Source organism: Enterobacter sp. Ag1 (assembly GCA_000277545.1).
GTDB lineage: Bacteria > Pseudomonadota > Gammaproteobacteria > Enterobacterales > Enterobacteriaceae > Cedecea.
Genome location: AKXM01000034.1, coordinates 272372 through 294090, shown reverse-complemented (window position 1 = coordinate 294090; position 21719 = coordinate 272372). Strand labels below are relative to the sequence as shown.

The 21719-nt window shown below is 51.8% G+C and carries 20 protein-coding genes; 8 read left to right on the top strand and 12 right to left on the bottom strand.

Features of this window, described 5'->3' with window-relative positions:
- Positions 1 to 123 precede the first annotated feature (123 nt).
- Positions 124 to 510 (top strand): hypothetical protein, encoded by a 387-nt coding sequence (locus A936_RS23785; RefSeq protein ID WP_034809489.1) that lies wholly within the window; start codon positions 124 to 126, stop codon positions 508 to 510.
- Between the two features lie 3 nt (positions 511 to 513).
- On the opposite strand, the gene A936_RS15105 is transcribed toward A936_RS23785, so the two are convergent.
- Positions 514 to 1602, bottom strand: coding sequence for an AbrB family transcriptional regulator (locus A936_RS15105; RefSeq protein WP_008459318.1), 1089 nt, complete (start codon positions 1600 to 1602; stop codon positions 514 to 516).
- A gap of 190 nt (positions 1603 to 1792) precedes the next feature.
- On the opposite strand from A936_RS15105, the gene A936_RS15100 reads away from it, so the two are divergent.
- Positions 1793 to 2425, top strand: coding sequence for a TetR/AcrR family transcriptional regulator (locus tag A936_RS15100; protein ID WP_008459315.1), 633 nt, complete (start codon positions 1793 to 1795; stop codon positions 2423 to 2425).
- Positions 2426 to 2482: 57 nt separating this feature from the next.
- On the opposite strand, the gene A936_RS15095 is transcribed toward A936_RS15100, so the two are convergent.
- From A936_RS15095 to A936_RS15085, 3 genes are all read right to left on the bottom strand, one after another.
- Positions 2483 to 2803, bottom strand: coding sequence for a hypothetical protein (locus tag A936_RS15095; protein ID WP_008459314.1), 321 nt, complete (start codon positions 2801 to 2803; stop codon positions 2483 to 2485).
- Positions 2804 to 2909: 106 nt separating this feature from the next.
- A complete protein-coding gene (locus A936_RS15090; protein WP_008459313.1) occupies positions 2910 to 3587 on the bottom strand; it encodes a hypothetical protein in 678 nt (225 codons plus the stop codon).
- Between the two features lie 357 nt (positions 3588 to 3944).
- Positions 3945 to 5084, bottom strand: a complete 1140-nt coding sequence (locus tag A936_RS15085; RefSeq protein WP_008459312.1) for a DSD1 family PLP-dependent enzyme — start codon at positions 5082 to 5084, stop codon at positions 3945 to 3947.
- A 93-nt stretch (positions 5085 to 5177) separates the two neighbouring features.
- Here A936_RS15085 and A936_RS15080 point away from each other — a divergent pair, with 93 nt between their 5' ends.
- From A936_RS15080 to A936_RS15055, 6 genes are all read left to right on the top strand, one after another.
- Positions 5178 to 6086, top strand: coding sequence for a LysR family transcriptional regulator (locus tag A936_RS15080; RefSeq protein WP_008459311.1), 909 nt, complete (start codon positions 5178 to 5180; stop codon positions 6084 to 6086).
- A gap of 100 nt (positions 6087 to 6186) precedes the next feature.
- Positions 6187 to 6591 (top strand): cell envelope integrity TolA C-terminal domain-containing protein, encoded by a 405-nt coding sequence (locus A936_RS15075; RefSeq protein WP_008459309.1) that lies wholly within the window; start codon positions 6187 to 6189, stop codon positions 6589 to 6591.
- Between the two features lie 171 nt (positions 6592 to 6762).
- Positions 6763 to 7536, top strand: coding sequence for an LEM-3-like GIY-YIG domain-containing protein (locus A936_RS15070; protein ID WP_008459307.1), 774 nt, complete (start codon positions 6763 to 6765; stop codon positions 7534 to 7536).
- Positions 7537 to 7750: 214 nt separating this feature from the next.
- On the top strand, positions 7751 to 9715 hold the full coding sequence (locus A936_RS15065; RefSeq protein ID WP_034809483.1) for a nuclease-related domain-containing DEAD/DEAH box helicase: 1965 nt from the start codon (positions 7751 to 7753) through the stop codon (positions 9713 to 9715).
- A gap of 296 nt (positions 9716 to 10011) precedes the next feature.
- Positions 10012 to 10866 (top strand): aminoglycoside phosphotransferase family protein, encoded by an 855-nt coding sequence (locus A936_RS15060; RefSeq protein ID WP_034809481.1) that lies wholly within the window; start codon positions 10012 to 10014, stop codon positions 10864 to 10866.
- A gap of 10 nt (positions 10867 to 10876) precedes the next feature.
- Positions 10877 to 11359 (top strand): glutathione peroxidase, encoded by a 483-nt coding sequence (locus A936_RS15055; protein WP_008459300.1) that lies wholly within the window; start codon positions 10877 to 10879, stop codon positions 11357 to 11359.
- A gap of 160 nt (positions 11360 to 11519) precedes the next feature.
- On the opposite strand, the gene A936_RS15050 is transcribed toward A936_RS15055, so the two are convergent.
- The 8 genes from A936_RS15050 to A936_RS15015 all read right to left on the bottom strand — a co-directional run bounded on the left by A936_RS15050 (position 11520) and on the right by A936_RS15015 (position 21650).
- Positions 11520 to 11807, bottom strand: coding sequence for a hypothetical protein (locus A936_RS15050; RefSeq protein ID WP_008459297.1), 288 nt, complete (start codon positions 11805 to 11807; stop codon positions 11520 to 11522).
- Complete coding sequence (locus A936_RS15045) at positions 11804 to 12979, bottom strand: hypothetical protein (RefSeq protein WP_008459295.1); 1176 nt, start codon at positions 12977 to 12979, stop codon at positions 11804 to 11806. The genes A936_RS15050 and A936_RS15045 overlap by 4 nt, the downstream gene beginning before the upstream one ends.
- A gap of 555 nt (positions 12980 to 13534) precedes the next feature.
- A complete protein-coding gene (locus A936_RS15040; protein ID WP_008459294.1) occupies positions 13535 to 14566 on the bottom strand; it encodes a methionine synthase in 1032 nt (343 codons plus the stop codon).
- A 25-nt stretch (positions 14567 to 14591) separates the two neighbouring features.
- Positions 14592 to 15569, bottom strand: a complete 978-nt coding sequence (locus A936_RS15035; RefSeq protein WP_008459291.1) for a DUF1852 domain-containing protein — start codon at positions 15567 to 15569, stop codon at positions 14592 to 14594.
- A gap of 243 nt (positions 15570 to 15812) precedes the next feature.
- On the bottom strand, positions 15813 to 18881 hold the full coding sequence (locus A936_RS15030; RefSeq protein ID WP_008459289.1) for an efflux RND transporter permease subunit: 3069 nt from the start codon (positions 18879 to 18881) through the stop codon (positions 15813 to 15815).
- Positions 18881 to 19993: an efflux RND transporter periplasmic adaptor subunit gene (locus A936_RS15025; RefSeq protein ID WP_008459287.1), complete on the bottom strand. Its 1113-nt coding sequence runs from the start codon at positions 19991 to 19993 to the stop codon at positions 18881 to 18883. The genes A936_RS15030 and A936_RS15025 overlap by 1 nt, the downstream gene beginning before the upstream one ends.
- Positions 19994 to 20071: 78 nt before the next feature.
- Entirely contained in the window at positions 20072 to 20689 is a 618-nt protein-coding gene (locus A936_RS15020) for a TetR/AcrR family transcriptional regulator (RefSeq protein ID WP_008459285.1), read from the bottom strand.
- An 82-nt stretch (positions 20690 to 20771) separates the two neighbouring features.
- A complete protein-coding gene (locus A936_RS15015; protein WP_008459283.1) occupies positions 20772 to 21650 on the bottom strand; it encodes a LysR family transcriptional regulator in 879 nt (292 codons plus the stop codon).
- Positions 21651 to 21719 lie beyond the last annotated feature (69 nt).

The window sequence follows — 21719 nt, the reverse complement described above, 5'->3', positions numbered from 1 at the left end:
AATAATGGGTTCGGGTGGCCGATAATCTTAATTGTTCGCTGAGTCAGATAAAAATTGTGGGTGGCTGGAGAGGTTTTAGCATCACTTGTGCGGGTGAAAAAGAATCAAAAAAGAGGGGGAGTCGTGCAATCAGTTCGATTATTGGGGGACGGGTGGGAACCTCATGTGAATCAGGAAGGGGAGCGACTGATTTACTCGCAACCCGTTGAATCAGGGTTTATAAGCCACTCTTTCGACTTTGAGATTCTCCCAGCTGATCTGGATGTTCTGCGTACGGATGATTACAGGCGCGCCGCCCTTGAGGTGATTGCACACACTTTGCTGCAGCATTCGACATTGAGGGGAAATCTTCGTTTCACTCAGCGTGATTTTGACTGCCTTGTCGTGAATACGCTTCACACTTCGTCCGACTTCCTCCCGGTATTTATTGCGCGAGTGAACAGGGAGCACAACATTCATATCGAAAGTTATATTGAAGAGACGATGAAACGGCGTTCAGCCAGAAACTGAGTTTCACCTCTTCGCCTGCCGCTGCATGATATTACCGATGATCGGCCCGAAGGCGACCAGAATAATAAAACGGGTCATCTGCATCGACATCACAAAGGCGATGTCGATGTGCTTGCTGGAGGCGGCGATAATTGCCACGGAATCGGCCCCGCCGGGGCTCATGGCTAAATAAGCGGTGAGCGGGTCGATATCGGCCACGACCACCAATCCCGCCGCCATCAGGCCGCAAAGGGCAATCAAAATCACAATGCTGACCGCGATGCGCGGCAGTACCTGGGCGGCATGTTTTAACAGCGGACGCGTAAATTTCAGCCCAATGCGCCAGCCGACGATGGTGTATGCCAGCACCAGCACCCACTGCGGAAGCGCGATCTCAATCCAGTTATTTTGCGAGAGCACCACGCCAGCGACCAGCGTGATCAACAGCGCGCCGGCAGGCAGACGCAGAAGTTTGGCCGCAATACAGCCGAAGGCAATAAGCCCGAAAGTTTCAGCCAGCGCAACGTAAGAGCCGTGCGCAAAAAGATCGATCGTCGCAGATGTGGCCGGGACGTGCTCACCTGAGACTTTCATCAGCACGGAAGCGACGCTTGCTACCATAATCACCCGCAGATATTGCATGGCGGCGACAAGCTGTGTGTCTGCGCCGTTGGCTTCGGCCATCAGCGTCATGGCGGTAGCGGCGCCAGGGCTTAATCCCCAGAACGCGGTGGTTCCGGGCAGGATGCGCATGCGGGTCATTATCCAGCCGAGCAGCATGCAGATAAAAATCACCGAAAAGACGCAGACAATAAACAGCAGCCAGTGAGAGCCGAAGGTGTCGGCGAGGCTGCGGGGCATTTTGCTGGCAATCATGTAGCCGATGATGCCCTGGGCGATGAGAAACAGCGTGCCGTTGGGCTGAATTTTTGCGCCGTTCAGCGAGACCACAATCCCGGCGGCCATCGGCCCGAGCAGCAGGGCGGCAGGAATATTCAGCCAGGTAAGCAGCCCGCCGAAAAGTGCGGTGGCAATAATCAGCGTGCTCCACTGCATACGCTGCGGTGACAGCAGGCGATAACCGTTAGGTGTGGCAGGATCTTGTTTCTTCATCGTTGTATAGCCGCCCGCAGCGCGGAAGAATATTCGTTTAAGCTGGCTCACGCCGGAGTCGTGGCTTACACTCAGGGAGAGTTAAGTTATGCGAGGATGTTCTCGCATAACTCAGATTCTAGAGGATGCCCTCGCATATCTCAATGGGCGTTATGCGAATAAATGTTAGCGGATTGATACGAAATATTTTATGACGAAACCAGCGCCCTTAGCGGCAAACCAGCCTAAACGCCTGCGTGGCCATCTTCGTGTGGCGGCGATAACTGAAGCGGCCACACGACTCTTCGGCGAGAAGGGCTTTGACGCCGTAACCATGACCGAGATCGCGGCCAGCTCCGGCACGGCCATTGGCTCGCTGTACCGGTTTTTCCCCAACAAAGAGTCGCTGGCCGACGCGCTGCTGCTGGAGTACACCCGCGAAGTGATCGACCGGCTGGAAGTGCTGGAGGCCAGCGTTACCGGGGTGGACATTCCCACCGCAGCGGATCTGTTCACTCGCTTTGTGCTTTCGCTGCAGTCACAGCGAACCTTTGCCCTGAGGCTGGTGGAAGAGCGTGGCGAGCATGAAGCGGCCCGCCTTCAGTTCAGGGATGCCATGCGCGGCGGGTTCTCCACCGCGCTGCAGGTTGTGATCCCCAGTTTATCCGCCGACCGTGCCGGCCTGATGACCATTGTTATCCTGCAAATGCTCAAAGGTGCGGCGGCGGCCAATCTGCAGAATGACGCAGAGCGTAAAGCGGTGCTCAACGAAGCACAGACGCTGCTGGAGCTGTACCTGACGACGGAAAAAGCAAAGGGCGCCGCGTCGAAGCCGATGCGCTGAGTCGTTAAAAAATGGCGGAATAAACCGCCATCCTTATAAGGTTATTTTCAAACAAGATTAATTATTCCTTTCAGGGTTTAATACCCACTCAATGGCCAGTTTGAGTGGGGCGACAATAGGCCACTGGCTAAATCGCTCGCAGGCCTGCCGCAGCTTTTCCGGGTCGATTGTCTGGTTGGTACCCACGGTTTCATTTTTAGATGATCCGACACTCAGATTAGTTTTTCCATTAGAAAAAATATGAAAGTGAGGGTATTTGGTGGCGGTTGGTGGGTTGCCTATATAAGTATCGCCATTATTTTCCATTATTTTACAATCATGTTTCTTAGCCCAGGATGTAAGGTCGTCGACATTGACCAGATCATTTTCTTTTAACATTGAACACCTCATTTAAATGCTATTGTTTGATGATAAGTAACAGGCCATAAAAATAAAGAGCTTCTGCAGAGGGTAATAAATCCGTGCAGAAGCTCAATATTTATGTTTAACAGCTCGATACCACGGTCCAGGTACCGTCGGCATTATAAGTAACGTCAAAAATTGACTCTCCTTCGGTGGCGTCACAAAGCGCAGCGCTGTTGGATGAACTGGTGAAGTTCATTACCGTGCCGGACTGGTATGACCCTGTCTGGATGTAGTATTTCAGAATTGGCTGGCAGTCCAGGTTTTGGTTTGGTAACACCGTGGTGAAGTTTGACAGTACGACGCTGCCATCGCCCAGCATAACGGCAGAGCCGCCGTTGACGTGGTTTAGATTAGGGCTAAAGACCGGCGAGACTATGCGAAACGATCCCGGTTCCGCCTCCGCGTCTGTCACTGGCGAGCTTAACCCAAAGGGATTCAGCGACAGGCTGGTGGAGTTTCCTTTCGACGGGGTGCCGGTGGCCGGCGTCAGGTCGATAGGGCGGATAGCGGATAAAAATCCTGATTGTTTTCCTACCACAGGAGGCGTATTTGCCTGTTGAACTCCGGCATAAAATTGCATATTAATCAGAAAAGTATAAGTGCTGCTGCTGGTCGAATAAGGTGCCAGTACAATACTCTGGATACTATTTGAGTAGACATTACTTCCACCACTGTATATAGCGGGTTTTTGAAAGAAGAAAAAGTCCTGCTGAGTGCTGCTCTGATTAGTCAGATTAAATTTAATCATTGTGCTCATGATATATACCTTTTGCTGAGTGAATGTAATAATTACAACCTGAATTAAGTAGTGCATAATATATTTGTGTTGTTGTTATGCCATAGGCAGTCCTCCCGATATATTAGGGGGTGATTGAGGTGAGGGAAATAAATAAAAATAATTTCTGTCGTATTCAAATTAATATCACTGGCAAAGCATAAAACAAACTAATTTATAGATCGTTACAATTGACACCATAAATCAGAGGTCGTTTTCAACAACATATAAGATTTAGTTGTGAAATATATGTTCAAACCTTCGGGCGTGGGAGCACAAAGGCATGGCAAAAAAGGGAACCTTTCGGTATCCCCCGCCGTTGATTAGCCTGACTGACGCTTACCAGCCCACGATCCGCGACCAGACCTCGTGCCCCTCGCCATCTTCGCTCAGAACCTGATAGTGCTGATGCATGGCGGCGGTGGCGCAGGCGTGGTTGGGCAGAATGCGCACCCGGCTGCCGACGTGGAAATCATCGACGGTCAAAGTTGAACTGTCCGGCAGGGCAACGATGCCGTGCTCCTGGTTGGTCGTGGTGACCAGCAGGTTTTCGTAGGGATCTCCGTTCAGGCTGCACACCTGGCCATAAGCGTAGTCCTGGCTTTGCGCCGCCGTGCCCCTGTCGCGGGAAAGCGCCATCCACCCGGCATCAATAAATATCCAGCCTTTCTCCCTGTTGTGGCCAATCACCGTGGCGACAACGCTAAGCGCAATATCCTCCAGGCGGCAGATGCCGACGTTTTTCATCACCAGGTCGAAGGTGGTAAACACCCCGGCTCTGACTTCACTGATGCCCGTGAGATCGTCCGCAAAATGGGCTGTCGGCGTGGCCCCTACGCTTAATACGGGACAGGCATAGCCCTGCGCGCGCAGGCGGTTTCCGGCGGTTTTAATAGCGGCACATTCGGCTCTGGCGGCCGCGAGAATAGCTTCGTCCGTGCGGCAGCTATAGGATTCTCCGGCGTGAGCCAGCAGCCCGGTCAGCGTCGAGCCGCTTGCCTCAATGATGCGGGCCAGGGTCAAAAGAGCGTCACTGTGCGGCGGCAATCCGCCCCGGTGGCCGTCGCAATCCACCTCAATAAATACCGAAAACTTGAGGCCGTGCGCCCGGCTGTATTCGGCCACGGCGCTAGCCTGTGGTTCGCTGTCGAGCAGAATGTGCAGGTTCACGCCTTTAGCCATCAGCGCTGCCACGCGGGGAAGTTTATGGGGCGCGATGCCGACGGCGTAAAGCAGGTTGGTGTAACCCGCAGCGGCAAAGGTTTCCGCTTCGGCGAGCGTGGAAACCGTGGCCGGGGAATCACTTTGTTCAAGCAGGTAGCGGGCGGCCTCAATGGAGCGCAGGGTTTTCAGGTGTGGCCGGACCTCGCTGCCCAGAGCGTGAACGCGCGAGTACAGGCGCTCAATGTTGCGCAAATATTTGCTTTTCTCGATCAGCAAAAAGGGGGTATCACGGGTGGTGATCCATTCGGCGGACATAGCGGGTCTCCTGTGGGGTGAGGTTGCATCTTGTCATCCGGCTAATTAGGTATAAATTAATATAAAATCAATTAATGATTAGGTTCAGGCTTAATGATAAACAGCGACGATCTGGCTTTCTTCCGTACTATCGCTACTCACGATACGCTGGCCGCCGGCGCAAGGGCGATGAATGTCACGCCGCCCTCCGTTACGCAGCGGCTGCGCGGGCTGGAACAAAAGCTTGGCGTCGACCTTATTCTGCGGCCCTCGCGGCAGGTTTCACTCACCGATGAAGGCTCGCTGCTGCTGAGCCGGGCGGAGAAGATCCTCACCGAGCTGGCTGGCCTGCAGTCTGCTCTGGACGACAGGCGGCAGCAGGTCAGAGGCAAGCTGCGCGTGCTGGCCCCGCTGGGGTTTGGTAACGACTATATTGCGCCGCTGCTGGGGGAATACGCCGCGCAGCATGAAAACCTTGAAGTGGAGTTGACACTTTCCGACGACCCACATTGGGCCAGGCTACACAAATGGGATCTGGTGATTTTCATCGGCGAGCTACGCGATTCCAGTATGCACTGCATCAAGCTTGCGCCTAACCAACGCTTTATCTGCGCTTCCCCGGACTACCTGAACCGAAAAGGCACCCCGCTGACGCCGGAACAGCTGGTGGATCACGACTGCATTGCGCTGCGGGAAAACAGCGAAGACGTGACGCTGTGGCGCTTCTCCGGCCCCAAAGGGGACTGCCCGCAGCGGATCTCGCCCAAATTGTCGAGCAACGAAGGGCGAGTGGTAAAAGAGTGGGCGCTGGCGGGCAGGGGGATCATTATGCGGTCCGAATGGGATGTGCTGCCGCAAATTCACAGCGGCGAGCTGGTGAGACTTCTACCGGAATACACGCTGCCGGATGCCGATATCGTGGCGCTGAGCGGCACTCCGCAGGCAGAACGAAGCCCGAGGGCGCAAAAGTTTATCGAGCTGCTTAAGGCGCGGCTGGCGGGGAGGCCGTGGGCTGAGTATTAATATTGGTAGGTCAAAAAGTGAATCGTTGAGCCGGGTGAAGTGGCATAATTCAGCGGTGGTAAAAGCCACGTAATGCAATGCTTCATAAAAGGATTTATGGATGACTAAATTATCGATGCTGGTCATGCTCGCAATAATGCTTTCAGGATGTGCTCCATTAACCCCGAAAGAGTGTATAAAAAAGAGTGCGCTTGATAGTTGCACCTACGATCGCGCGGGAAAAGTTTCCGATACGGATATTTATGGTCAACAGGCTTCGGGGATAAAGAAAGCACTTGATGCCGCGCTTGCTGAGCCTCATGCCTGGAATGGAAAAAGGTGCAATGTGCACCTTGATTTTAAAATAGATGGAACATTGCAAAATTTCATCGTGAAAGGTGGAGACCAGAGCTACTGTAATGCGTTGCTGGCAGCCTCCAGGCACGCAAAATTCCCGGCCTTTACCGATCAACACGTTTACGACGTTATGGGATCGGCACGTTGGAATATGGAAGGGCAGCCCTGAGTTTTTGATATTTTATGGGGCTGGTTTCTATGCGTCCGGTTTGTGCCAAAAGCAGCCGTGCTTATTCTTCACTTTAAAAATCACAATGCTAACTAGTGGGTATTATAAGTTGTCAATCGACGGTGTTGTGAATATTTTGTGACTTATAAATTAAATTATAGGCGTTGAGATATGGATATTAATGAATTTCCATCGGGAGTGATCGAACATCTTGGCTGGTATGTATACCGTCTAATTGACCCGAGGGATGGCAGTACGTTCTATGTAGGAAAAGGCAAAGGTAATCGCGTCTTTGCTCATATGCGTGGTGAAGTTGCAGCAGTGGATGATGATGAGTTACTGAGTAACAAGCTTAAGCAGCTTCGAGAGATCAGATTAGCCGGTCTTGAGGTGATCCATGTTATCCATCGACACGGTATGGCCGAAGAAAAGACAGCTTACGAGGTTGAAGCAGCGCTCATAGATGCCTATCCGGGTTTAACTAATATCATGAACGGTGCTGGCAGTAATGAGTTTGGTGCTGCACACATAAAAGAGTTAATCGCTACGTACCAGCCTGAAACTATTTTGTTCCAACATAAGGCCCTTATGATATCAGTTAACAGGAGTTCAAAGGATATTGACCTCTATGATGCTGTACGTTTTAGCTGGCGTGTCAGCGTTGACCGAGCTCGTAAAGCTGAGATCATACTGGCGACAGTAAGAGGTATCGTGAGGGGCGTATATATCGCTGATGAGTGGCTCAAGTCTACCCGTGAAAATTTCCCAGAGATGACTTCATGGGATGCAGACGATGAGTTTGAAGCGACTCAGCATTCCCGCTTTGGGTTCCGGGGCAGGGTGGCATCTCCAGAGATCGCACAACTTTATTTAGGTAAGAAGATTCCTGATGATCTTAGAAAGAAAGGTGCTATGTCTCCTGTGAGATATTCTCCCGGGTTTTGATTTCGTAATGGAATTGGATTTCAGATTGTAGCCACTTTTCACGCATAACGAGAGAGCCTGTCATAGCTGGCTCCTTCGTGCCAGGAGCGGAAGTAGCCAACATTGTTATCTGTGTAAATTTAAAGGGAATAGGTCAATCTGTTATGTCATCCTTGTTTCTTTTAGATCATGTAGTAAATTATAGATGGTTATTCATCATAAAGAGAGTGTTAGCGTGTCTATCCTTCATCCAACTTTGGAAAACATACTCCGTTTAAAGGTTGCACCCACTCCCGGTGAGCTTCACTTGTTAAATCACCTTACAGAGAACTTGGATGATAGCTACGAAATTTTCTTTAATCCATTTATTGATGGGGATCGCCCTGATTTTATCATTCTTAAAAAACACACGGCAATTTTTATTATTGAGGTGAAGGACTATAACCTAGTTAATTATAGAGTGGATGCTTTTAATAAATGGCAAGTTAGTTCTGAAAAAGGGGTGTCGAAGATTTCATCACCTCAATCACAAGCTTTCAGGTACAAGTCAAATTTATATAATCTACATTTACCAGTATTAGGTCTGTCTTATCTAAAAAATCGCAATTTTTTTAACATTGTCCAGCCGTTTGTTTACTTACACAAAGGTAATAAAGCCAATATAGATTCGTTATATTCCCACGCACAGAGTGAATTGATGGCGCGATCTAGGTATATTGATGCACAATACAGGAATAAAGAAATTTCTGTAGAGCAATACAATCAACACGCAGACAAAATCTCGCGTCTAAAAAGAAAGTCAACTAGAGATAAGTCCATGGCTTACGGCGCTGATCGAATAAAAGAACTCGTTAATAAAATTAAAAGCTTTAAGCCACATGTCCTGTTCGACGATCGTGTGTATGACGATTTTAAAAGACGCTTGATGCCAAGCGACCATACTTTAAAACAGGGAAAGAAAATCTTCTTAGATAAGCGTCAGAGTAAGTTGGCAATAAGCGTGTCTGGAAAGGAAAAGATTAAGGGTGTAGCAGGCTGTGGCAAAACTACTATCATTGCAAATCGAGCGGTAAATGCATTTCATCGGCATGATGATATTGTATTGATTCTGACTTTCAATATAACACTAAAAAACCTCATTAAAGACCGAGTCAGCGATGTTCTTGGTTATCGAGACGATCAACATTTCGCAGTGACAAATTATCATCAGTTTTTCATGTCTCAATTGATTGAGACAGAACAGGATGTCAGTGAATTAATTGAAAAATATGGATTTAATGAATTATTTAACCGTGATTTATTCAGCGGTTTTTCTGTTAGTAAGTATCGGACAATTTTGATTGATGAAGTTCAGGACTTTGAAAATGAATGGGTGAAAATTATTCGTGACAACTTCCTCAATCACGAGGGTGAAATGATTCTGTTTGGTGACGAATCACAAAATATTTATGAAAGAGATAGCAAAAGAGCGGCCGTCATCGCGAAGGGATTTGGTGAATGGAAGAAATTAAGTCGTTCCTATCGTACAAGCAGTGACTCGCCTTTGAATCGAATTTTTAAAGATTATCAATTGAAGTATCTGGTCGAAAAACATGCAGACATAGACTTATTTGAACAACAAAACATTCAGTCAGGAATGAATTTTGATATTATCAAATATCATTTCTTTCCATCCGACTGGGAAAACAAATGCTTTGAAAAAATTCAAAGTTACATCAAAAATTATAGTTTCAATCCAAATGATATTGTAATTCTGTCGTCTAATATTTTTCTTGTTCGTCGATTAAATGAAAGGTTGAATGAATTTGAAAATACCACCTGTATGTTTGAAACATATGAAGAACTAATTGAACTCCTACCGGAAGGAAAAAAGCATTACGATATCAATAGATTAAAATTGCTCACAAAAGAGGAGTTACGTGATTTTATTAAGCGACATACTGGTTTTAAATCTGATATTGAGCGGGTAAGAAGGACAAAGAAAAATCATTTTTATCCGAATAGTGGATTGATCAAACTATCCACGATACATAGTTTTAAAGGTCTGGAGTCTAAAACCGTGTTTTATATTATGGATGACAAAGACACTCCTGAGGTTATCTATACATCGATCACGCGATCTATTGAGAACCTCATTATCTTGGATAAAAGTAGTGAGGGGAAATATACAAATTTTTTCAGCGAAATCAATGCGGATTGAAAAAAATTCTATACAGCTTAACTGCAAATCGCGCGGTTTCTAAACATCATATGTCCGCTCCTCGCTCATAGCAGACCTTAAACCCAGGTAACTCATTCACCCTGTGCCAACGTAAGTACCTCGCTTAACCTTCAAACCTTTAAGCTCCATGAACAGTGCCGCCATTTTTATCTGGCAGCATAATGATTTCATCTCTCGCTCAAAGCAGCCTAATATTCGTTTGGCTGTTTATCAGGCGGGGCTGACAAGCAGACCCGCGCTGGTAATTTGACTCAATGGGAGATAAAAACCGCCCTATGGATAAAGACAAACTAAGCTGCTGGCTCAAACGCTGGGATCTGATTCCGGACGGCACTCCCTTTCATACCCATACGTCACAGCTGCTGCCGGTGAAAACCGCAGCTGATGGCGCTGAGGCTATGCTGAAAGTGACTGCCGACAGGGATGAACAAACGGGGAACTCGCTGCTGGTCTGGTGGGCAGGCAAGGGCGCGGCGCAGGTTATTGCCCATGAAGATGAAGCCATTCTTCTCGCCCGGGCCACCGGCTCCGCGTCATTAGCCACAATGTCCAGAGAAGGTCAGGATCTCGAAGCCTGCCGTATCTTATGTGCTACGGCAAACAGGCTGCATCGCGTTCGGCAAAAGCCTTTGCCCCAGTTGCCTTCGCTGGATGATTGGTTTGCTTCGCTAAAAATAGTGGCGCAGCAGCGGGGCGGCTTGCTGGCATTTTGTTCAGATATCTCCCAAGAACTGCTTACCTCTCCGCAGGATGTTGTGGCCTTACATGGTGATTTACACCACGGCAATGTGCTTGATTTTGCATCATCGGGCTGGCGGGCGATCGATCCTAAAGGCGTCATAGGGGAGCGGGGATTCGATTTTGCTAATATTTTCACCAACCCGGATCTGGATAACCCAGCTCCGCCGGTCGCTACCGTGCCGGAGATTTTTAAGCGCAGGCTGCGTGCCGTGAGTGAGATAGCAAATCTGGACAGAGAGCGGCTTCTCAAATGGATCATTGCCTGGGGCGGACTGTCCGCAGCGTGGTCATTGGAAAGTGAAAGCGCTAACGCCACCGCGTTACGCGTGGCAACATTAGCCATAGAAGAATTACGGCCCGCGCTGCGTGGCCATTTTGACGTGCACTGAGGAACCCAACATGCAGCCTTTTCATCAACTGACGGCCACCAGCCTGACTGGCCAGCAGGTCGCTCTGTCCGATTACGCCGATAAGCTGGTGCTGGTGGTCAATACCGCCAGCCAGTGTGGCTTCACGCCGCAGTACGCAGGCCTTGAAACGCTCTATAAGAAGTACGCCGCACAGGGGTTGGTGGTGCTTGGTTTCCCCTGCAATCAGTTTGGTAAGCAGGAGCCCGGTGACGCCGATGAAATCGCCCGGACGTGCCATATTAACTACGGCGTGAGTTTTCCGATGTTTGCAAAGGTCGAGGTCAACGGTACCTCCGCGCATCCGGTGTTTCGTTATCTGAAGAAAGAATTGCCTGGCGTGCTGGGCGGGCGGATCAAGTGGAACTTCACTAAGTTCCTGATTGGCCGGGACGGAAAACCGCTGAAGCGTTTTGCACCGTTCACTACCCCGGAGAAAATGGAAGCCGCAATTGTGGCTGCACTTAAAATCTGAGTGCGCCCGGAAGTTACCTATAACGATACCTGGTCAGAGGTAAAGCCGCGGGAATTACCGGCATTCATCGAATATTCAGTTGGCGATGCTTCCCTGGCACCCGTAAGAAACTATCCGCCCGTTATACCACGGGCAGGATAGTTGCTTTGGCGTCTAAAGTTTAAAGATTGGTGCACTGGCTGGAGTTTTTACCCCGCCAGGATTTACCCCCGGAGTTTTTGCAGTTATGCGCATCCTTATTATTAAGGATTTTCCCGCTACAATTTCTGGCCGACCAGCATTCATTCCTGTCGGCATTAGCCTCACTCGCTTTTTTTTCGTCGGCCGTCAGCACCAGGGGCGGCTTTTCATTGGCAGGCAAAGCCCCGGATGCCGGTTGCTGCGTTTCGGCCATCGCCATGCCCTGGCACAGAACAGCGGTAAGAATTGCGATAACGAGTGTTTTCATGACGCATCTCCAGATTCAAGTTTGAACAGGGTTTGTACTCTGTAGCTTTTAAAGAACTGCATTTGCGCCCATTCGGAAACGGCGACCAGGCTGACGTTACCTTTTTTGGTTCGGCGATAAATGACTACCGCCGTACTAAATACCCAGGGAACAATCAGCACATCGCTGTCCTGCGGCGCTGTGAAGGACTCTTCAACAATTTTTTCAGTCACGGACTCACGGCTGACTTCCAGCACATTGGTGACGCCAAACTCCATATCCATACTGGAAGCCACTTCTGAACCGGTGATTGGATCGGCGGCTTTTTCGGACAGCGAGGTTTTGAGTGACCAGTTGACCGTCAGGACGTTTTTAATGGCCGAAGTGACGGTGACTTTCTCGCTGGTGCTGCGCGTTGACCCGGCAGGGACGTTAATAAAGGTACGAGGGTTATTACCTACGCTGTAAATTGCCACAGCAAAATATTCATCAATGAACAAATCCTGCGCGTACGGCGTGGGATAATCCACATCGCCAATACCTTCCCAAAGCGCAGGTTCCACTACCAGGGGTTCTGAGCGAGCGAGCAGGCGCTTCGTCAGGTAAGGCCCGTCAGGGATGTACTGCAATGGGTTGAAGTCATCAATGGCCTGTAAATCTTTTTCGACGTCGCTCCAGTTGCGCACGTCCGGGTTTTTGGCGGCCACTTCGAGTAGCCAGGCCCGGTACTCCTCTTCGACCGCATCATTCTCTTTAACTTTCACCGGGATTATCCCCTCATCCAGAACCAGCAGCTTTTTATCTCGCCCGGCCCGGATCGTGATGGAACGGCTAAAGTCATGCCCGCCGCTCGGCAAGTTTGTCCATCCGCTTGCGGTCAAGGCGCCGCCGGCAGACAGACTTGAGTCGTTAGATCCGCTGAAAGGGACATCGATCATCAGAGAGACGGCACCGTAGCCTTTTTGGCCCGGGGGCACTTTGTCTTTCCATTGCGCGTGGCATTCATAGCCGGTCCAGGTTCCCCTTGCAGCACGGATGCCCAAAGCCTGAACGGTTGCATTAGGTTCAATGCTGATGGGGCCACGATCGTCAACGGAGTTCCGATACCAGGTTCCCCATTCAATTGAACTGCTGTCTACCTCAAGCACCCTGTCCGTGGCATTCGTTATCGTCAGATAAAAAGTCCAGGCCATATTTAAACTCCTCATTAAAAGCCAGCTAACTGAATAGCGAGCAGAGCAAATAACAAAAGTGAGAAAATTGCTGTGTGAGTTGAAAAATTAGAGTGGCGCTGTTTTTTTGTCAAAGCCACCATTTTTGGTGTGGGAATATATTCCTTATAAAACACAAGGGGCAGTTTATGCTGACATACAGCGTTAGTGGGCAGGGCAATCGGCTTGTAGGGATAAATTATTTTTGGCTGATTTTTTATGCTGACATTAATAAAACAAAAATAATATTTGTCTTATTTTTGGATGATGGTGTTTATTGTTTAATAATGCGGAAAATATTCGAAATATAGAGTGCATCATATTTTGAATATCTGCTTGCTTAGTTCGCAATATATTCATGAAGGCAAGGCTATATATTAGCAGGTTAATAATAAATTTATGATTAATTCGATGGGCCCAGTATTAGTGCGTTGAGTGACCAGGAAATGACTGCCATTAAAGGAGGGATTAGCTATCGGCACAGGGAATAAAACCTGGCGATCTCTCAATCGCCAGGCGGGTTGCAAAGGCTTTAGATTATTTACCCAGAATTTCTCTGCGGACGATCTCTGCCCCAGCGCTCAACGCGTGCAGTTTGCCTCTGGCCACATGGCGCGGCAGCGGAGCCATACCGCAGTTGGTGGAAGGGTAGAGATTTTCGGCATCAACGAACTGCAGCGCTTTGCGCAGCGTGTTGGCGACTTCTTCCGGGGTTTCAATGGCGTGGTTGGCCACGTCGATGGCGCCCACCATCACTTTCTTGCCACGAATCAGCTCGAGCAGGTCCATCGGCACGTGGGAGTTGTGGCACTCCAGCGAGATGATGTCGATGTTTGAGGTCTGCAGCTTTGGAAACGCCTCTTCGTACTGGCGCCACTCCGAGCCCAGCGTTTTCTTCCAGTCGGTGTTGGCTTTGATGCCGTAGCCGTAGCAAATATGCACGGCGGTTTCGCACTTCAGGCCTTCGATGGCGCGTTCCAGCGTGGCGATGCCCCATTCGTTAACTTCGTCGAAGAATACGTTGAAGGCTGGCTCATCGAACTGAATGATGTCCACGCCGGCGGCCTCCAGCTCTTTCGCTTCCTGGTTCAGGATTTTGGCGAATTCCCAGGCCAGTTTTTCACGGCTTTTGTAGTGGTTGTCATACAGCGTGTCGATCATGGTCATCGGGCCAGGCAGCGCCCATTTGATTGGCCGGTCGGTTTGTTTGCGAAGGAACTTTGCATCTTCCACAAACACCGGTTTTTGACGAGCCACGGCGCCGACCACGGTCGGGACGCTGGCATCGTAGCGGTTACGAATACGCACGGTTTCGCGTTTCTCGAAATCCACGCCGTCCAGGTGTTCGATAAAGGTGGTCACGAAGTGCTGGCGAGTCTGCTCGCCGTCGCTGACGATGTCGATATCCGCCAGCTGTTGTTCGTGCAGCGCCAGGCGCAGGGCGTCCTGTTTACCCTCAATAAGTTCCTGATCCTGCAGCTTCCACGGCGACCACAGCGTTTCAGGCTGGGCCAGCCAGGACGGTTTAGGCAGGCTGCCGGCAGTGGACGTAGGCAATAATCTTTTCATGTCGAATAACCTTGTATTTGGTGTCTCAAAGAGGGTAGTTAGCAGACCACTGCTCTAAAATTGTTTGGTACGGTTTGATGAAGTGCTCTTCAGTAAACTTCCCTTGTTCGATGGCCAAACGGCTGCGTTCTTCACGATCGTAAACAATTTGAGTAAATGAATGATCCTGGTGGTTCAGGCTTGGCTGGAAGCACAGCCCGGCCGGAGAATTCGCGTTGTAAATCTCAGGGCGGTAGATCTTCTGGAACGTCTCCATGGTGCTGATGGTGCTGATAAGCTCGAGATTCGAGTAGTCATTCACCAGGTCGCCCGTGTGGTAGAAGGCAAACGGCGCCACGCTGTTGGGCGGCATGAAATAGCGAGCCTTCAGCCCCATTTTGTTGAAGTAGAGATCGGTCAGGGAAGATGAATCTTGTTCATATTCAATGCCGAGCACCGGGTGGCGGTTTCCGGTCTGGCGGTAAACGTTTTTGCTGGAAACGCTCAGGCAAATCACCGGCGCTTTATTGAAATTTTCTTTGTAGGTGTCTGACCCAACGAAGTGTCTGAACAAGTTCCCGTGCAGCACGCCGTAATCTTCCGGGATGGTGAATTCTGCGCGATCCTGGTTGTACGCTGGCAGCAGAACGCTGAAATCATAGTCGCGTACGTAGGAAGAGAAGTTGTTCCCGACAATGCCTTCGATGCGCTGGCCGGTTTTCTTATCCAGCACGTGAGTTTTTAAAATCTCAATCGCCGGGAAGGTCTTGCCGTTGCCTTCAACATCCAGCTCAACGGAAATAATTTCAAGTTCAACGCCGTAGCGGTCGGAGGTGGGGTTATCCCAGTTCGCCAGGGAGTTGAAGCGGTTATCAATCATGATCAACGCGTTACGCAGGTTCTCCTGACGCTTCTCGCCGCGGGCGAGGTTAGCAAAATTGGTTGTGATGCGCGTATTCCCTGACGGGTTGTAATTCTCATCAAAAACAATGCTCTTAAGAGTAAAAGTAAACGCTTTAGTCATGGTAATCCGGCACCTTAGTTCTGTTTTTTGCCTGTATCTACTGCTTGATTTCTCACAGCTAACCTTTGGTTAGCTGTGGTTTTACCTGTCAGTAATCTTCACATTGCATGTCGTTAACAATATTGCATCTTTTATGCCTGAGTCACAGTTTTAGTAAAAGTGATTTAATTTCATTAGAACATGAGCGGTGTTCATGATTTGGAATATGGCCCGGAGAGGAGTCCTCCGGGCCTGATGAATCGGTCAGTTATCAACCTTTGGCGGGCGAATTTTGAACCAGATCGCATACATGGCGGGGAGGAACAGCAGCGTCATAAAGGTGCCGCCAAACGTCCCGCCGATAAGCGTGTAGGCCAGCGCTCCCCAGAACACGGAATGGGTCAGAGGAATAAACGCCAGAATCGCCGCCAGGGCGGTCAACAGCACCGGGCGCGAACGTTGGATCGTCGCTTCAACCACGGCATTAAAAGGCGTCAGCCCGGCCTGCTCGTTATGCTTAATCTGGCCGATGAGGATCAGCGTGTTGCGCATCAAAATCCCTGAAAGCGCAATCAGCCCCACCAGGGCGTTGATGCCGAACGGCTGGTTGAAAATCAGCAGCGTCGGTACCACGCCGATAAGCCCCAGCGGGCTGGTGGCGAACACCATCAGCATGGCTGAGATCGACCTAACCTGAAGAATAATCACCAGCAGCGTTAGCGCGATCATGATCGGGAACAGCGGAGCCATTGCCGCCGTGGCCTTGCCGGATTCTTCAATGGCGCCCGCTTCTTCGATGCGGTACCCCGCCGGAAGCTCTGCCACAATAGGTTGAATTTGTTTCACGATCGCCGTCGACACATCCGGTGGCTGAAGGCCATCGGCGACATCGCCCCGCACGGTAATGGTTGGCGTTCTGTCGCGACGTCGGAGCACCGGATCTTCCATCACAACTTCAACCCTACCGATTTGCGAGAGCGGCACTTTTTGCCCGTTCGCGCCAATGAGCGTTAGCGCGGCGAGCTGTGCCGGATCGTCCCGCACGCTGCCGCGCGCCCGGCCCGTGACCTGCACGGAGCGAATATCTTCCCGCACTTCGGTCAACGGCGCGCCGGATAGCAGAAACTGTAATTGCTGCGAGACGGAAGCGGTGGTTAAGCCCACGGCGTAAAGCCGGTCCTGGTTCAGGGTGAAATGTAGCGTAGGCACCCGGGATCCCCAGTCGATGTTCACTGTGCGCATCAGCCCGCTTTGATTCATCACTTTTTCAACCCGTAACGAAATCGTTCTGAGCACGTCCGGGTCTGGCCCCATCACGCGAAACGCTACCGGGTAGGGCGTATAAGGCCCGAAGACAAGTTGGGTGACGCGCACCTGCGCCTCCGGTGCCAGACCGTTGCTGATGGCCTGCCGCAGCCGCATTTTCAACGCTTCTCGTGCATCAGGATCGGGCGTGAGGATCACGATTTTTGCGAACGAAGGGTCGGGCAGCTCCGGGGCCATGGCCAGGTAGAAACGCGGCGCGCCCTGGCCAATGTAGGAGGTGACGATTTTTGACTCTTTCTGCGCGCTGAGCCATTGCTCAATGCGCTCGGTAGTCTTCGTCGTTTGCTCGATAGACGTCCCGTAAGGCAGCTGAACTTCTACCAGCACTTCCGGGCGGTCTGAGATGGGGAAGAACTGCTTTTTCACCACGGCCATTCCGGCTATCGCCAGCACAAACAGGCCGACGACCGAACCGGCGGTCAGCCACTTGCGGGCGATGACTTTTTTCAGCAATGCCCGGAAGCGATTGTAATTTTTGCTGGTGTACAGCGCGTGTTCCGCCAGCGCGGCTTTGTGCATATCGGGTAGCAATTTCACGCCGAGATAGGGCGTGAATACCACGGCCACCAGCCAGGATGCTATCAGCGCGATACCGACGATCCAGAACATGTTGCTGGTGTACTCCCCGGCGGTGGAGTGGGCAAAGCCGTTCGGCATAAAGCCGATGGCGGTTACCAGCGTGCCCGCCAGCATGGGCGCGGCGGTGTGGCTCCAGGCGTAGGCGGAGGCTTTCACACGGCTGTAGCCTTCCTCCATTTTCACCACCATCATTTCAATGGCGATGATAGCGTCGTCCACCAGCAGGCCCAGCGCCAGAATGAGTGAGCCTAAGGTTATCCTGTCGAAGTTTTTATCGGTGGCGGCCATGACGATAAATACCACTGCCAGCGTTAGCGGCACGGCGGCGGCAACCACGATGCCCACTCGCCAGCCCATGCTGATAAAGCAGACCACCATCACCACCAGCAGGGCGACAAAAAACTTCACCATAAACTCATCCACGGCGGAGCTGATGTTCACTGACTGATCGCTGACTTTACTGAAGCTCATGCCGAGCGGCATCGTGTCGTTGATTTTACGGGTTTCCTGATCCAGGGCTTTGCCCAAATCAAGCCCGTTCCAGCCGTCGCGCATGACCACGCCGAGCAGCAGGGCCGGCTCGCCGTTGTTTCTGACGAGGAACGTGGCCGGGTCTTCATACCCGCGCTCGACGTCAGCTACGTCGGACAGTTTCAGCGTTTTCCCCTGGGCCACAATGGGGGTATCGCGGATTTTTGAGAGCTGATCCAGCGCGCCATCCACGCGGATAAACACCTGCGGGCCGGCAGTTTCTATTGAGCCTGCGGGGGTGAGCAGGTTCTGGTTACTCAGCGCCTGAAAGATGTCCAGCGGCGAAACACCAAGCGTGGCAAGCCTGTCATGAGAGAACGAAACAAAAATGCGTTCCGCCTGTTCACCGATAATATTTACCTTTTTCACGCCGGGGACGTGCAGCAATTGCTGGCGCAGGTTCTCGGCATCGCGCACCAGCAGGCGCTGCGGCTCGCCTTTTGCTTTCAGGGCAAACAGCGCGAATGTCACATCTGAAAATTCGTCATTTACAAGCGGGCCGATAACGCCATCCGGCAGATTTTTGGCCTCATCGCTGATTTTTTTCCGCGCCTGGTAAAACGCCTCCGGCACGTTGGCGGGCAGCGTGCTGTCTTTTAGGGAGACAATGCTGTAGGCAAGACCCGGACGGGTATAGGTTTCCGTGCGGTCGTAGTCGTCCAGCTCCTGCATTCTCTTTTCCAGCGGCTCGGCCACCAGATCCTGCATTTGCTGCGCGGTGGCCCCCGGCCAGGCGGTGATCACGGTCAGCTGTTTCACCGTAAAAGGCGGATCCTCGGCTCGGCCCAGTTTAAAGAACGCGATGATCCCGGCCAGCGTAATGAGTAGGATCAGGAACAGAGTGACTGATTTTTCACGCACCGCGAGGGCGGAAAGGTTAAAGCGAGAGTCGCTCATTACGGTGCTCCCGCCAGATCGGTGGCGCCCTGTGCAAGCAGTCTGACTTCTTCGCCGTCATGCAGCAGATGTGCGCCGAGGGCAACGATGCTGGCGTGGCTGTCGATTTGGGTGGCAACAATGGCGGATTCATCGGTGATGCGGCGGATGCTCACCGGGTGCCAGCTAACTTTGGCCGGTTTACCGCTTACCACCCAAATGCCGGTGCCTTTCTCTTTCCCGGCGTCATAGAGCGAGGCCAAAGGCACAATCACGTTTTGTGAGGGAGTGCCTGCGTCAGGAATGGTGACGGTCACCGTGCTGCCGAGCGGCGCCTGGGCAAGTGCGCCAGCGAGCACAAACTTCGCTTCAAATGTGCGGGTTTGTGGGTCGGCGGCGTCGGAAAGCTGACGTAAGGTAGCGGCCACGGGAGCGTTATCTGAACCGTAAAGATGAGCCTGAGCTACGGTGCCCAGCGCCGGGCGCAGCGTTTCCGGCAAATCGACGACCGCTTCACGCTGGCCCGCCCGGGCGAGACGAATCACCCCTTGCCCGGCGGCGACAACCTGGCCTGGCTCGGCCAGCGTATCCACGATCACGCCGTCAGAATCAGCCGTCAGCACCGCATAATTCATGGCGTTTTTAGCCACATTGGCCTGGGCAATGGCCGCCTGCAGATCCGCTCTGGCGCTGTCGGCCTGGGCTTTGATTTGATCGTACTGCGAGGCTGAAATCGCGCCGCTGCCGACAATGCTTCTGTAGCGGGCCTCATCGGCGGCGGCCTGTTTAGCGCGGGCTTTGGCAGCGGCGACGGCCTGATCCTGCGCTTTAGCCTGCAGACTTAAATCCTGAGGATCGAGTCGGAGCAGGGGCTGGCCGTTTTTTACCGTCTGGCCTTTGTCCACCAGGCGCTCAAGAATTTTTCCCGGAACGCGAAAACCGAGGTCGCTTTGGATTCGGGAGGCGACAATGCCGGTAAAAGCCCGGGCGTCATCATTGGCGGACTGAACCGCGACAACGCGAACCAGCGGAGGTTCGGTACGCGGATCCTCTGGCTGAGATGAGTCACCGCAGGCGGTGAGCGCCGAGCACAGCAGCGCCACGGCGGCTGGAAAAGGCTGAAGACGAAACATACGTTCCCTTATAAACGCGGAGCAGGAACGCAGATAATTATTCAAGTGACCAATTTAGTCAATGGTCACAAGATGCGATCAGGGCATTAAACTTTTTAGGATCAGCGCGGGCAAAAGCTGTTCGGCTTGCTTAGCCAGTTCGAGGTTGTATTGCAGCTGTATCGGGCTGATATACGGCAGCATGACGAGAAAAACGGCGTTAACGGTTTCATCCATCGGGCTGCGGCGCTCAAATTCACCGGACTGGCGGCCTGCATGAATAATGGCGGTAAGCACTTCCCGCAGCTGCAGCTTGTAGCGTTCGGCCGAGGGCCAGTTTTCCAGGCAGGAAACAATGGCGATGTCGTGGAGCTTACGGTCGTAGAAAAACAGATCGCTGCCTGCGGCAATGAGCGCGCTGAACATCGCCCGCAGCTTAGCCGACGCACCGGGGGCGTCATCCACCGACTGACTGACGATTGCCATCATCTTTGTCAGGCGGTTGTCGCAGATAACTTCGCCGATTTCCTGCTTGGATTTGAAGAACTTGTAGATATAAGCCTTAGAATAGCCGATGGCTTTGGCGAGATCGGATACCGTCGTTTTTTCAAACCCGTAGTGGCCAAAGAATTCGGTCGCTGCCTCGATGATCTGTTCCCTGACGCTGTGTTCCGCAGGCCCTCTGGTTTCCCCGCCCTGAACGTGAGTTTCAGACATATTTTCTCCCTGTGTTCGGATTTGTGAATGGTGACTATTGTAGCATTGGGTCACTCAGGGAGCGATGTCGTTGCGGCCAGGCTCAGTGGGCGAACAGCTGGATAAAGCGTTTCACCGTCGGAGAGCGTTCAAACTGCCGCCAGGCCAGCGCAATGTCCGTTTTCACCTGGTCACCGCGAATCGCGTGGAAGGTGACGTTCGGGCAGGCGATGCAGGTCATCGATTGGGGAACTAAGGCGAACCCGAAGCCTGCCGAGACCATGCTTAACGAGGAAGAAATTTGCGAAGCCTGGCAGGCACTTTTCAGATCGATGCCCGCCCGCAGGCAGGCGTTATACATCAGTTCATATAATCCGGGGGCCACTTCTTCCGGGAACAGCACTGGCGGCACATCGGCCAGCGCCTGCAGGGCCAGTTCTTTCTCCCCGGATAGAGGATGGTCCTTGTGCAGGGCAATCATCATCGGCTCTTCGTCAATTAGCTTGAGCGTAAACCGCTTGCTGCTTTCACAGGGCAGGCGCACAAACGCCACGTCCAGCAAGCCATCATCCAGCTCCTGCATCAGGCCCGCCATATTGGTTTCTCGCTGGCGCAGTTCGATGGCCGGATAGTGCGCCTGAAACTGGCGCAGCAGGGAAAAAATCTTTGGATTGAACGCGTTTGAACTGGTTATCCCGAGCGACAGCTTGCCGTTAATACCGCGGGCAATGCCGCGGGCTTTCTCCAGCGCGGCATCGCTGTGGGCCAGAATCTGGCAGGCATCCTGATAAAACGCTTCTCCCGCATCCGTCAGCTCTACACCTCTGGTCAAGCGGTGCAGCAGGGGCGTGCCCACTTCACGCTCCAGGCGCTGAATCTGCTGGCTAAGAGGAGGCTGCGAAATACCCAACAGCTCGGCTGCCCGGGTGAAATTATGCGTCTGGGCAACGGCGACAAAATAGCGGAGATAGCGAAGTTCCATATCGAAAACGTCTCAAACCAGAAGGGCTTTTATATTGGAACTGTGAGCTGGATCACGTCAACATTTAAT

What these genes read in the sequence shown, in the direction of transcription:
- A936_RS15105 (WP_008459318.1), bottom strand. Translation starts at nt 1,602, where the DNA reads ATGAAGAAACAAGATCCTGCCACACCTAACGGTTATCGCCTGCTGTCA.
- A936_RS15100 (WP_008459315.1), top strand. Translation starts at nt 1,793, where the DNA reads ATGACGAAACCAGCGCCCTTAGCGGCAAACCAGCCTAAACGCCTGCGT.
- A936_RS15095 (WP_008459314.1), bottom strand. Translation starts at nt 2,803, where the DNA reads ATGTTAAAAGAAAATGATCTGGTCAATGTCGACGACCTTACATCCTGG.
- A936_RS15090 (WP_008459313.1), bottom strand. Translation starts at nt 3,587, where the DNA reads ATGAGCACAATGATTAAATTTAATCTGACTAATCAGAGCAGCACTCAG.
- A936_RS15085 (WP_008459312.1), bottom strand. Translation starts at nt 5,084, where the DNA reads ATGTCCGCCGAATGGATCACCACCCGTGATACCCCCTTTTTGCTGATC.
- A936_RS15080 (WP_008459311.1), top strand. Translation starts at nt 5,178, where the DNA reads ATGATAAACAGCGACGATCTGGCTTTCTTCCGTACTATCGCTACTCAC.
- A936_RS15075 (WP_008459309.1), top strand. Translation starts at nt 6,187, where the DNA reads ATGACTAAATTATCGATGCTGGTCATGCTCGCAATAATGCTTTCAGGA.
- A936_RS15070 (WP_008459307.1), top strand. Translation starts at nt 6,763, where the DNA reads ATGGATATTAATGAATTTCCATCGGGAGTGATCGAACATCTTGGCTGG.
- A936_RS15060 (WP_034809481.1), top strand. Translation starts at nt 10,012, where the DNA reads ATGGATAAAGACAAACTAAGCTGCTGGCTCAAACGCTGGGATCTGATT.
- A936_RS15055 (WP_008459300.1), top strand. Translation starts at nt 10,877, where the DNA reads ATGCAGCCTTTTCATCAACTGACGGCCACCAGCCTGACTGGCCAGCAG.
- A936_RS15050 (WP_008459297.1), bottom strand. Translation starts at nt 11,807, where the DNA reads ATGAAAACACTCGTTATCGCAATTCTTACCGCTGTTCTGTGCCAGGGC.
- A936_RS15045 (WP_008459295.1), bottom strand. Translation starts at nt 12,979, where the DNA reads ATGGCCTGGACTTTTTATCTGACGATAACGAATGCCACGGACAGGGTG.
- A936_RS15040 (WP_008459294.1), bottom strand. Translation starts at nt 14,566, where the DNA reads ATGAAAAGATTATTGCCTACGTCCACTGCCGGCAGCCTGCCTAAACCG.
- A936_RS15035 (WP_008459291.1), bottom strand. Translation starts at nt 15,569, where the DNA reads ATGACTAAAGCGTTTACTTTTACTCTTAAGAGCATTGTTTTTGATGAG.
- A936_RS15030 (WP_008459289.1), bottom strand. Translation starts at nt 18,881, where the DNA reads ATGAGCGACTCTCGCTTTAACCTTTCCGCCCTCGCGGTGCGTGAAAAA.
- A936_RS15025 (WP_008459287.1), bottom strand. Translation starts at nt 19,993, where the DNA reads ATGTTTCGTCTTCAGCCTTTTCCAGCCGCCGTGGCGCTGCTGTGCTCG.
- A936_RS15020 (WP_008459285.1), bottom strand. Translation starts at nt 20,689, where the DNA reads ATGTCTGAAACTCACGTTCAGGGCGGGGAAACCAGAGGGCCTGCGGAA.
- A936_RS15015 (WP_008459283.1), bottom strand. Translation starts at nt 21,650, where the DNA reads ATGGAACTTCGCTATCTCCGCTATTTTGTCGCCGTTGCCCAGACGCAT.